Below are 12,193 nucleotides of genomic sequence, written 5' to 3'. Positions count from 1 at the left end.
TATATACTTATATACTTATATACTTATATACTTATATATTCAATGCATGCTACAGGGATCTGTATTTATGAAGGTAATCGCGGTATTAAATCAAAAAGGTGGCAGCGGCAAGACTACCATCGCAACGCATCTGGCTCGTGGCTTACAGTTGAAAGGCCATAGTGTTCTGCTAGTAGATAGCGATCAGCAGGGCAGTGCGCGTGACTGGAGAGCGGTTGATGAAGACAATCCGGTACCAGTGATCGGGCTTGATAGACCAACACTTGATAAAGATTTAAAAAGCGTCTCTGATAAAGATTATGTGGTGATCGATGGATCGCCGCAAGCTACTAGTCTGGCTATTTCTGCTATAAAAGCGGCTGATTTTATATTGATTCCGGTGCAGCCGAGCCCCTATGATATCTGGGCGACCAGCGATTTGGTTGATTTAGTGCAGCAGCGTATTGAGATGATGGATGGCCAACTAAAGGCAGCCTTTGTCGTCTCACGCGCCATTCAAAATACCAATATTGGTAAAGAGGTTGCAACCGCGCTGCTTGATTATAATCTTCCGGTATTAGAGACCAGAGTGATGCAGCGAGTTGCTTATCCTAATAGTGCCGCCCTTGGTAAGACAGTATTTGATACCGAATCGCCTAGTAGCAATGCGTTACAAGAGATAACCGCATTGGTCAGTGAGATTCAAATCTTTTTTGGTGAGGAGTAAGTCATGAGTTTATCAGCAGGTCGTCCTAGTAAGAACGTTAAGGATCAATTGGCTTTATCGGATGTGACGGACAGTCCCAAAAAGACGGTACGCGTGAATTTTAATTTAGATGAAGATAAACACATTGCGCTCAAGCGGTACGCGCTTGAAAGCCGAAAAACGGTGACTGAGTTGTTGACTGAAATGATTGAGGAAAAATTGGTTGAGCGATAGGTATAAAAAATTCGTTTTTCTATACCTATAAAAAGGATATGTATAAAAAACTCAAAAAATTACACATATCGTCGAACGCTGTGCACCTTACTAGTATCATCAGATGCTTGTTTTCTTAAGCCAGATGCAGAAGCAAGCTGTAAAGAAAATGCCCATGGCAAAACAAGCACTGTTTCCTTCCTATATCAGCACCATATAATAGAACCAAAAACGGTTAGCAGTGCTAAGGTATATTGCCCTTAATCAAAGCGTACTCAATAACGATTTAAGTTACACAAAACATAAGGGGCTTCTAGCCCCATCATTATTCCTATAGGATTTTTTATCATGACAAGTACCCAACAACGTGCCGAACTGCATCGACAAATTTGGCAAATTGCAAACGAGGTTCGTGGCTCAGTCGATGGGTGGGATTTTAAACAGTATGTGTTGGGGACTTTGTTCTACCGCTTTATCAGTGAGAACTTTGCCAATTATATTGAGGCGGGGGATGAGAGCGTTAATTATGCCGCTCTTCCTGATGAAGTGATTACTGCTGATATTAAAGACGATGCGATTAAGACTAAGGGTTATTTCATATACCCAAGTCAGCTGTTTGCTAACGTGGCGGACAATGCGCATAGAAATGAGAACTTAAATACGGATTTGGCTGCTATTTTTAAAGAGATTGAAAGCTCGGCCAATGGCTACCCGTCTGAGCCTGATATTAAGGGTTTGTTTGCTGATTTTGATACCACCAGTAACCGATTAGGTAATACGGTCGCGGATAAAAATACTCGTTTAGCTGCGGTACTTAAAGGGGTGGCTGGCCTTAAGCTGCATCAGTTTGAGGACAGTGAGATTGATCTATTTGGCGATGCTTATGAGTATCTGATCTCAAACTATGCGGCCAATGCGGGTAAATCAGGCGGTGAGTTCTTTACACCTCAAAGCGTGTCTAAACTGATTGCACAAATTGCGATGCATAAACAAGAGGCAGTTAACAAAATCTACGATCCAGCTGCAGGCTCTGGCTCTTTATTGCTGCAAGCTAAAAAGCACTTTGATAATCACATCATTGAAGAGGGTTTTTTTGGTCAAGAGATTAACCACACCACCTATAACCTTGCACGTATGAATATGTTTTTACATAACGTGAACTACGACAAATTTAATATCAAGCTGGGTAATACACTGCTAGATCCGCATTTTGGGGAGGATAGACCCTTTGATGCGATTGTCTCGAATCCGCCGTATTCAGTGAAGTGGATTGGTAGTGATGATCCGACGTTAATTAATGATGAGCGTTTTGCGCCAGCGGGGGTATTAGCCCCTAAATCAAAGGCGGACTTTGCTTTTGTGCTGCATGCATTGAACTATTTATCGAGTAAGGGCCGCGCCGCTATTGTTTGCTTTCCTGGTATCTTTTATCGCGGCGGTGCTGAACAAAAGATCCGTCAGTATTTGGTAGATAACAACTATGTAGAGACGGTGATCTCCTTAGCACCCAACTTATTCTTTGGAACCAGTATCTCGGTTAATATCTTAGTGCTATCCAAGCACAAAACAGAGGGTAAAACGCAGTTTATTGATGCCAGTAAGCTGTTTAAGTCAGAGACGAATACTAACGTACTGACTGATGCGCATATCGAGCAGATCATGACGTTGTTTGATACTAAAGAAGATACGGATTATTTTTCTGCCAATATTGATAACAGTACTATTGCTAAAAATGACTATAACTTATCGGTAAGTGCTTACGTAGAAGCAGAAGATACCAGAGAGGTTATTGATATTAAAACTTTAAATAGCGAACTTGAAACGACAGTTGCTAAGATTGATAAGCTGCGTGCTGATATCGATAAAATCGTTGCGGAGATTGAGGCATGAGTCAGTTAGGTTATATGGAGAAGCTACTTGATGGGGTTGAGGTTGAGTGGAAATTTTTGGATGACATTGCAATAAAGATTTCATCAGGTGGAACACCTAGTACGGGTGTGGCAGAATATTACGACGGTAATATTCCGTGGCTACGAACACAGGAGGTAGATTTTGACGAGATTTGGGATACAGGTGTAAAAATTACGGAATCTGGGTTAAAAAATTCTAGTGCAAAGTGGATACCGGAGAACTGCATAATTATTGCTATGTATGGTGCGACGGTTGGAAAGATTGGTATTAATAAAGTTCCCATGACTACTAATCAAGCTTGTGCGAACATTCATATTGATGAAAAAGTAGCGCATTACCGTTATGTATTTCACTTTTTGTACAGTCAATATGAGTACATTAAGTCGCTTGGTACAGGTTCTCAGACTAATATAAATGCAGGGATTGTGAAGAAGCTAAAAATCCCCATCCCACCCCTTAACATCCAAGCCGAAATCGTCCGAATTTTAGACACATTTGCAGAACTTACAGCAGAACTTACAGCAGAACTTACAGCAGAACTTACAGCACGTCAGCAGCAGTATGCGTACTATCGTGATCAGTTGCTGACGTTTGAAGAGGGGGATGTTGAGTGGAAGGAATTAAGTGAGTTGACTCTATCAACAAGCAATATTAAATGGAGCGATACAGACTCAGTCTATCGATACATTGACCTCTCATCTGTGAGTCGTGAAAATAACAAAATTACTGAAACCACGGAAATAACAGCTGAAAATGCTCCAAGCAGAGCAAAAAAGTTGGTTGAAAAGGATGATGTCATTTTTGCAACAACTAGACCAACCCAGCAAAGAATCTGCTTAATTGACGATGAGTACTCCGGTGGGGTCGTTAGTACAGGATACTGCGTCTTAAGAGCGAACCCTAGTGCTGTAATTCCAAAATGGATTTATTTTTACTTATCCTCATCTAACTTTAAAACCTATCTTGAGGATGTTCAAAGTGGATCCGCTTATCCTGCGGTTTCTGATGCCAAAGTGAAGATCTTTAAAATCCCAATCCCGCCACTTTCTGAGCAAAAACGCATCGTCTCTATTCTCGATAAATTCGACACCCTAACGACATCGCTAACAGAAGGCCTACCGCGTGAAATAGAACTACGTCAGCAGCAATATGAGTATTACCGTGACCTGCTTTTAAACTTCCCTAAGCCTGAGGTACTGGAGCATGACTGAACAAACAAAAACCATTGCTGAATCCAATAATTTCATCGTTTTAAATAAATATACCAAGTGCGATCAGCCTGATGGGGGCTATCAGACTGAAGATGATCTAGAGCGTGAACTACTTAAAGACTTACAAAACCAGGGATATGAGTTTGTTCCTGGTTTAAATTCACCTGAAACGATGCTTGCTAACGTACGTGTACAGCTGCAGATCTTAAATGAAGTGCAGTTTACAGATGCTGAGTGGCAGCGCTTTGTAATGGAGTATCTTGATAATCCTAGTGATAACATCACGGACAAAGCTCGAAAGATTCATGATGACCACATCTATGACTTCACCTTTGATGATGGACACCTGCAGAACATTGCCCTGCTGGACAAAAAAAACATCCCACGTAACAAAGTACAGGTCATTAAACAGTTTGCTCAAAAGGGCACACAAGCCAATCGCTATGATGTGACTGTTTTGGTCAATGGCTTGCCCTTGGTGCAAATTGAGCTTAAAAAGCGTGGTATCGCCATTCGTGAAGCATTTAACCAAGTACATCGTTATAGCAAAGAGAGCTTTAACTCCGATAACTCCTTATATAAATACCTACAGCTATTTGTGATCTCAAATGGCACCGATACCCGCTACTTTGCCAATACCACCAAGCGCAATAAAAACAGCTTTGATTTCACCATGAACTGGGCGAGATCAGATAACACCCTAATCAAAGATCTAAAAGATTTTACCGCGACCTTCTTTCAAAAAAATACCCTATTAAACGTGCTGATGCATTACACCGTCTTTGATGTGAGTAATACCTCATTGGTGATGCGTCCGTATCAGATTGCCGCTACCGAGCGCATCTTATGGAAGATAAACAGTGCTTATCAAGCCAAGAAGTGGAGCACTCTTGAGAGTGGCGGCTATATTTGGCATACCACAGGCTCAGGTAAGACTCTAACCAGTTTTAAAGCTGCCCGCTTAGCAACGTCGCTGCCTTTTATTGATAAGGTGTTTTTTGTGGTGGATCGTAAGGATCTTGATTATCAAACCATGAAAGAGTACCAGCGCTTCTCCCCTGATAGCGTTAATGGCTCCGACAGTACCGCAGGACTCAAGCGTAACCTTGAAAAAGATGATAATAAAATTGTTGTCACCACCATTCAAAAGCTAAACAACCTGATCAAAGGTGAGGCTGATCTACCCATTTATAATAAACAAGTGGTGTTTATCTTTGATGAGGCACATCGTAGCCAGTTTGGTGAAGCACAAAAGAACTTAAAGAAGAAATTTAAAAAGTACTATCAGTTTGGTTTTACAGGCACCCCTATCTTCCCTGAGAATGCCTTGGGTGCAGAGACAACTGCCAGTGTGTTTGGCCATGAGCTGCATTCATACGTTATCACTGATGCCATTCGTGATGAGAAGGTCTTGAAGTTTAAGGTGGACTACAATGACGTTCGCCCACAGTTTCAAGCCATTGAGAGCGAGCAAGATGAGAAGAAACTCACAGCTGCTGAAAACAAGCAGCTGTTATTACACCCTGATCGTATTGAAGAGATCTCAAAGTACGTTTTAAAAAGCTTTAAGCAAAAAACCCATCGCTTAAAAGGAAGTGGTAAAGGCTTTAATGCCATGTTTGCTGTTAGTAGTGTGGACGCGGCAAAGGCTTACTATGAAGCCTTGAGTCAGCTACAAAAGGACAGCGAGAGGCCCTTAAAGATTGCCACTATTTTTTCTTATGCTGCCAATGAAGAGCAAGATGCAATCGGTGACATTGCTGACGAAGGTTTTGAGCCTACCGCCATGAATAGCAGTGCCAAAGAATTTTTAAGCCGTGCTATTAATGATTACAACGAGATGTTTAAGACCAATTACGGCGTAGACAGTAAGTCTTTTCAAAACTACTACCGTGATCTTGCAGGACGCGTTATTAAGCAGGATGTGGACTTACTGATTGTTGTCGGTATGTTCCTGACAGGTTTTGATGCGCCGACCTTAAACACGCTCTATGTTGATAAAAACCTTCGCTATCACGGTCTGATGCAGGCGTTCTCAAGGACTAACCGCATTTATGATGCCACTAAGACCTTTGGTAACATCGTGACGTTTCGTGACTTAGAGCAAGCGACCATTGATGCCATCACTTTGTTCGGGGATAGAAATACTAAGAACGTGGTGTTAGAAAAAAGCTATAGGGAGTATCTAGAAGGCTTTACTGATATTGCGACAGGCAAAGCACGACGTGGCTATTTGGAGGTGATTAAGGAGCTGCAGCAACGCTTCCCTAACCCTGATGAGATCGTCAAAGAGGCAGACAAAAAGGACTTTGCTAAGTTATTTGGTGAGTATTTACGTGTCGAGAACATCTTACAAAACTATGATGAGTTCGCAAGCCTAAAAGCGCTTCAAAGCATAGATATTACTGATACTGAGGCAGTTGAGACATTCCAAGCTGAGCACTATTTGACGGATGAAGATCTTGCTGCCATGCAAAGCATCAATGTACCTGCTGAACGCACCGTACAAGACTATCGATCAACGTATAACGACATACGTGATTGGCTGCGCCGTGAAAAAGCAGCCAAGGATCAAAGCGAGTCCTCGCTTGACTGGGATGAAGTGGTTTTTGAGGTAGATCTTCTTAAATCTCAAGAGATTAACCTTGATTACATTCTTGAGCTGATTTTTGAGCATAATAAGAATACCAAGGATAAGTCCGCCTTGGTCGAAGAAGTACGTCGTGTAATTAGAGCAAGCCTTGGTAATCGCGCTAAAGAAAGCCTAGTGGTAGATTTCATCAATAAAACTAACTTGGATAACATTCCTGATAAATCCAGTATTATTGAGGCATTCTTTAACTTTGCTCAAATAGAGCAGCAGCGTGAAGCCCAAGATATGATTGTTGCTGAAAATCTTAATGAAGAGGCAGCTAAGCGTTATATAACGGCATCTTTAAAGCGTGAGTACGCCAGCGAGAATGGTACGGAGCTAAATGAGGTCCTACCTAAGCTAAGCCCTCTTAATCCACAGTATCTCACCAAGAAGCAAAGTGTTTTCCAGAAAATGTCGGCTTTTATTGATAAGTTTAAAGGTGTTGGTGGGAAGGTCTAGCCAAAATAATAGTTAGCATTTCATCATTGATTCATGACGTAGACTATAAATAGTAAGACCATCGCGTAAACGATGGTCTTACTGTGATCTTGGCGTATAACTCAAATACTATTTTAGCGAAGGTAATTGAGTATATTTAAATAAAGCCAGTAGGGATTAAATCCTTATTGTCATTGCATTTTTACTATCTGGCTAACAGCTGATTGTGTAATACCATACTGTGATGCTATCTGACTTTGAGTATATAAACCAGACATATACAAGCCTCTAATCTGCTGTTTTTCTACCTCTGAAACTGCTGCTGTGGAAATCTGCGAGTTTGATTTAAGCTCGTTAGAGTATCCCCGAACCCTATCTTCTAAATCAAATAATTCTTTACGTTGTTTATTGATTTCAACAATATCTAAATCCCTCGTCGTCGCTAATTTTTCGTTAAGAAGTTCGCGGCTTCGTTGCAAACTTTTGCTTAGATCTTCTACAGCTCTAATATTTGTAGCAATTTCAGAGCGATTTAGCTGTTGTTGAGCTTGTGCAAACTGTACGTTTTCAACTTTTTCAGTTTTGGTCATCGAATACCACCTATGCTTATATAACTTATAATTAACAATATAAGTTATATAAGTATAGAAAGCAATAGATTTTTATCTTTTATCCATTGTTTAAAAAAACTTCACCTAGTTAGTGTGCTTAAGTTTTCTCACTGGTTCGATTCCCTAGTGAGGAATTAAACTGTTAGCTGTATGCTGATTATATCGATTCTAAAGCTTACTTCCTCCTTTAGTTCTTGTTTTTTAACCACGAATGAGGTTAAAATATCGGAAGTCATTACTATGGATTAGGGAAGAAATATGCAGGCTAAAAATATCGAGGTCGTAAATTATAAAAACGAAGCAGAGAGTGATATTGCAAAATTAGGAATTTCTTTGAGATGCTTAGAAAGAGCAATAGAAGAAGGCTTCAGAGCTTTCAGTAGAGAGGGAGAGGATTCTCCTAGAACAGCTGGGGGGTATAATGCCTGGAGCTATATCTTAAAACAGCTAAGATTTGATCTTAGAACATCAAAGTGGGGTGATAACCACCATTCTAATGGTGTTGATGAGATTAGAAGCTTATCAAGAGAAATATCTATCGTTGTTTGTACAGGGGATGAGAATACAGGAATAGTATCAGAAACTCCGAGACCGAAAAATCAGAAAGGCACCGCACTACAAGCAAGAATAGAAACAAATAATCTGCTGTTTGAAAGGAATGATATTACCGTTCCTGAACCAATAGACCCATATCAGACTTGGATATTACTTTTTTATATTGATGAAGGAAAAAAGGAGGTTCGCTATGAGCTATCATTACCTGAGATATATGAGAAAAAAATCATAGTTGGTTGGTCAAAACGTATTATATGTGAGCCTTTCGACATATCTAGCGAACCTAAAGTGAAGCGAAAGCTGGACATAGACCAATCGTCTGAAACTGAAGAAATTGATTTTGAGATAGTACGAAAAAATGGATAAAGAATTTAATCCTGACCGCCTGAAAATAGCACGGTTAAGACGCAAAATGACCTATAAAGAGCTTGCAGCTAGTGTAAAGCTAACATCTAAAACTATCTCTAAGTATGAGAATGACGGTTTTAATAATCCGCCATCAACTGAATCATTAAGCAAGTTAGCAAAAGTGCTACGCTATCCTGTTCAATTTTTTCTTGAAGATAATGTTGATGAATTGCCTACAGAAGCAGTATCTTTCCGCGCTTTGAGTAAAATGACAGCTGCTCATAGAGATGCGGCTATTTCTGCTGGGCGGCTAGGATTTATAGTTAATGATTATATTAGTAGTAAGTTTGAGCTACCTCGACAAGAATTCAAAGACTTACGTGGTATAGAGTCAGAAGCTGCTGCTGAGTATATGAGAGATTATTGGGCTTTAGGCAACAAGAAAATTAGTAATGTTGTCCATCTATTAGAATCTAAAGGGGCTAGAGTATTCTCTTTAGCGGAGAACACTCTAGATGTCGATGCGTTTTCTTTTTGGAAAGAAAATATACCGTTTATTTTTTTAAATAATAAAAAATCTGCCGAACGTAGTAGGTTTGACTCTGCTCATGAATTAGGTCACCTCCTTTTACACAAGCATGCGTCACCTTTCGATAGTGAGGCACCTGCAGGCTCTCTCTTTTCCACTAGATACGCAGAACAACAAGCCGATGACTTTGCATCTGCTTTTTTAATGCCAGCTAAAAGCGTAATCGATGCAGCTCCTACTTTTATTACACTAGAATCTGTTGTAGAGCTAAAGAGTAAATGGGGAGTTTCGGCAGTCAGTTTGATAGTACGTTTGAAAAAACTAAATTTAATCACGGATTGGCAGTATCGTCGGCTGATGCAAGAAGCGTCAATAGAGGGTTATAGGAAAAGGGAACCAAAACCTATTGAGAGAGAAAAATCACTTATTTTTGAAAAAATATTACCTCTTTTAGCAGATGATGGCCTTAGTGTTAAGAGTTTCGCCACTGAGCTTAAATTGCCTATAGATGAGGTAACAAATCTGATGTTTATGCCAAGACTAGTGTAATCTCGTTCAGAGAAATAGAACCCATATAATCACTTAGGATTAAATAAATGATATAGTCAGCTCAAAATAAAATTGTTATGGTTAGGGCAAACATCATAAAACAATTTGGATAAGTCGTTTTCCATCCAGCCTTGGCGTAGAAACTTCACCTGAGCCCATTTCTTTTCGATAGGGTTTAGGTCTGGGCTGTACGGCGGCAACCAAAGAATACGATGCCCGTGCCTGTTTAGTAGCTTTTGAATGCGTTTGCTCTTATGAAATTTGGCGTTATCCATCACAATCACGCATTTGGTTTTAAGACTTGGGATTAGGGTTTGTTTGCACCAGTTGTAGAATATGCTGCTGTTGATGTTTGTCTCAAAGTAATCAAGCGCAAACAGCATCTTTTCATACAGAGCACCAATAACGTTGGTTCGCTTTTTACCTTGCCAGTTGTAGCTATCGATACAAGGCTTACCAATCGGTGCATAACCATGAGAGCGAATGGTTTCAGACTCAAAGCCGCTTTCGTCCATATATACAATGGGGTAGCCTTGCTGCTTAAAGTGCTCAAGCTTATTCTGATACGCCGCTCTTTTGATCGGACAGGCTTTTGGATGTTCTAAAGTCTTTTTTTTGACTGATGCCTAGGCGCTTTAGGGCATGATGAATGCCTGTTTTACTACAGTTTAAACGACGTGCTCGCTCGTACTGATAATCATCAGGATGTTCTTTGACATCATTGAGTAGCACGTCATCTGGTATTTTATAGGGTTTGGTTTGCCTGGTTGTTTTACTATGAACACGTCTCTTCCAGTTTTGTATGGTGGTTGGGCTGAGGTTATAGAATTTAGCTGCCTCGGCAAAGGTCATACCCTCGTCTAAGCTTTTTAGTACTTGTTTGCGGAAATCTAGTGAGTAAGTCATGGTCTTTATAATAACAATTGAATTTGTTAATTATTTTATAACATTTTTAAGTAGGATTGACTATAGTTAGAACATGTTTTGAATGTTTAACCTGTGGCCAAAAACATATTTTCCGAGTACAAGTAGGCCAATCTAATTATCAAAAACATGAGGTTAAATGTCATACATGTCATGAAAAAATAGTTATCTCTTTTGACTTGGATCAGGATGCAGGAGAAATTGCAATAAACAGTTTAGAGAACTGTCAGCCAGCTATTCTAAACAAACCCTCTGATGGCTTACTATTACCTACAGAATATTTGAGTGATGATTTTCAAGTATCAGAGTCGGATCGGAAGGCACAAATGTCTTTTCCTGCTCTAAAACTAATGCAAGCAATGAGACAGCAGGTTGAAGATAAGAAACTAGTAGCTTACCCAAAAAAAGTTTCAACTCATATTTTAGATCAATGGAAAATAGTTAAAAAATCATGGAGTCTAACGCGAAGTAATCAGCATGAACTAGCTAAAAAGGAATTTGAGAAATACAATAAAATTTGTGATATCGGCGAACTTGATTTAGAAAGTGCACTTTATGCGTTTACTAGAGAATACATTATCTTGAATCCTCATATACAAGAAAATTTTGCTGAATCTATAGGTTGGCTAAGATCTATAGATGACAAAAAAATCAAAGACTTATCTGTATATTTTGATACGGTTAACGATGAGCATATGAGAAGATACTATGAAACGTTTAATAGTTTCTTCGAAAACTATAGTGAGTTTAGCCAAGTTCAATTTTCGCACTTTCTTCCAAATAATTTTGTAGCTACATCTAATTCTTTTGAATCTGTAAGAATGTTCTATGGCAACTGTTTTGAGCATCTTGGAAGTAATTTAGATATCATTGCATGCTTGAACAATATACAAAATGGTAGAAATTATGACCAGTTTGAACGGATGAATTTAAAGCAATACAACTCACTTGATAAAGCAAATAAGCTGGGACCTCTAAGGAATACACCAGAAATATTTGATATTTTTAAGTCTTTTGATAATAAATTACGAAATGCCTCTCATCACGGGCATATGGTCTGTGAAAATAATATCGTTAAATTTAAGCTGAATCAAAATAAAGATTATGATGAAATCACATACACAAATTATTTAATAAAGTGTAAGTCTATATTTGACTCTATGTGCCTTGTTTTGATGTTAGAGTTATTTTTCAAAAGGGTTATATGTGAAAAATCTAAAACTCCTAGAAAAAGTACATTAGGCAATGCAATAAGAAGAAGCATGTATAAGATATAATATGTTACTATCTACTAAATTCTTCAGATAGAGCTAATAGATAAGGTATGCCTCTGCCTTACTAATAACAACCTAAGATCGAGGATTTACAGTTGGAGCCTACAGGCGTAAAAAGTTAAAAATACTAAATGACGCAGGAACGCATGTTGTTCTTAAAGTGTCTATTGCTCCTCTGAATTTTATTGAGTATACCTATGGCGAATCAATCAGGTGCCTTCACTGGTTCGGTCCCCTAGTGAGGACTTGAATGGAGTCGTGGATTAGAGAGGTTTAACACGGGGTGTTGAGTTTGGTAAATGCGTAGTAC

General features: G+C 39.3%; 11 protein-coding genes. 8 read left to right on the top strand and 3 right to left on the bottom strand.

Translation table 11 applies throughout. The annotated features are described in order from the left end of the window. The first annotated feature begins 67 nt into the window (after positions 1 to 67). The 5 genes from parA to ACT3TU_RS12210 all read left to right on the top strand — a co-directional run bounded on the left by parA (position 68) and on the right by ACT3TU_RS12210 (position 7,114). Entirely contained in the window at positions 68 to 706 is a 639-nt protein-coding gene (parA, locus tag ACT3TU_RS12230) for a ParA family partition ATPase (protein ID WP_068039576.1), read from the top strand. Positions 707 to 709: 3 nt separating this feature from the next. Continuing rightward, entirely contained in the window at positions 710 to 919 is a 210-nt protein-coding gene (locus ACT3TU_RS12225; RefSeq protein ID WP_025652656.1) for a plasmid partition protein ParG, read from the top strand. 327 nt (positions 920 to 1,246) lie between these two features. Continuing rightward, positions 1,247 to 2,788 carry a type I restriction-modification system subunit M gene (locus tag ACT3TU_RS12220; RefSeq protein ID WP_444784421.1) on the top strand — a complete coding sequence of 514 codons (1,542 nt, stop codon included), beginning with the start codon at positions 1,247 to 1,249 and terminating at the stop codon, positions 2,786 to 2,788. Further along, complete coding sequence (locus ACT3TU_RS12215; protein WP_444784420.1) at positions 2,785 to 4,020, top strand: restriction endonuclease subunit S; 1,236 nt, start codon at positions 2,785 to 2,787, stop codon at positions 4,018 to 4,020. The genes ACT3TU_RS12220 and ACT3TU_RS12215 overlap by 4 nt, the downstream gene beginning before the upstream one ends. Beyond that, positions 4,013 to 7,114, top strand: coding sequence for an HsdR family type I site-specific deoxyribonuclease (locus ACT3TU_RS12210; protein ID WP_444784419.1), 3,102 nt, complete (start codon positions 4,013 to 4,015; stop codon positions 7,112 to 7,114). Before ACT3TU_RS12215 ends, ACT3TU_RS12210 begins: the two co-directional genes overlap by 8 nt. Before the next feature lie 170 nt (positions 7,115 to 7,284). Here the strand turns inward: ACT3TU_RS12210 and ACT3TU_RS12205 are convergent, their stop codons facing one another. After that, positions 7,285 to 7,683, bottom strand: a complete 399-nt coding sequence (locus tag ACT3TU_RS12205; RefSeq protein ID WP_218690603.1) for a hypothetical protein — start codon at positions 7,681 to 7,683, stop codon at positions 7,285 to 7,287. Positions 7,684 to 7,962: 279 nt separating this feature from the next. Between ACT3TU_RS12205 and ACT3TU_RS12200 the strand changes: the two genes are divergently transcribed. Beyond that, complete coding sequence (locus ACT3TU_RS12200; protein ID WP_444784418.1) at positions 7,963 to 8,625, top strand: hypothetical protein; 663 nt, start codon at positions 7,963 to 7,965, stop codon at positions 8,623 to 8,625. Continuing rightward, positions 8,618 to 9,685, top strand: coding sequence for a helix-turn-helix domain-containing protein (locus tag ACT3TU_RS12195; RefSeq protein WP_218690601.1), 1,068 nt, complete (start codon positions 8,618 to 8,620; stop codon positions 9,683 to 9,685). Before ACT3TU_RS12200 ends, ACT3TU_RS12195 begins: the two co-directional genes overlap by 8 nt. 56 nt (positions 9,686 to 9,741) lie before the next feature. Here the strand turns inward: ACT3TU_RS12195 and ACT3TU_RS12190 are convergent, their stop codons facing one another. Both ACT3TU_RS12190 and ACT3TU_RS12185 read right to left on the bottom strand, forming a co-directional pair. Next, a complete protein-coding gene (locus ACT3TU_RS12190; protein ID WP_192529632.1) occupies positions 9,742 to 10,266 on the bottom strand; it encodes an IS630 family transposase in 525 nt (174 codons plus the stop codon). Beyond that, positions 10,241 to 10,591 (bottom strand): IS630 transposase-related protein, encoded by a 351-nt coding sequence (locus ACT3TU_RS12185; protein ID WP_192529622.1) that lies wholly within the window; start codon positions 10,589 to 10,591, stop codon positions 10,241 to 10,243. The genes ACT3TU_RS12190 and ACT3TU_RS12185 overlap by 26 nt, the downstream gene beginning before the upstream one ends. Positions 10,592 to 10,647: 56 nt before the next feature. Between ACT3TU_RS12185 and ACT3TU_RS12180 the strand changes: the two genes are divergently transcribed. Further along, positions 10,648 to 11,886 (top strand): hypothetical protein, encoded by a 1,239-nt coding sequence (locus ACT3TU_RS12180; protein ID WP_444784417.1) that lies wholly within the window; start codon positions 10,648 to 10,650, stop codon positions 11,884 to 11,886. Positions 11,887 to 12,193: the final 307 nt, after the last annotated feature.

This window comes from Psychrobacter sp. AOP3-A1-26 (assembly GCF_052378235.1).
Lineage (GTDB): Bacteria > Pseudomonadota > Gammaproteobacteria > Pseudomonadales > Moraxellaceae > Psychrobacter.
Note: the sequence above shows the minus strand (reverse complement) of the source record. Positions and strands in the feature narration are given on the sequence as shown.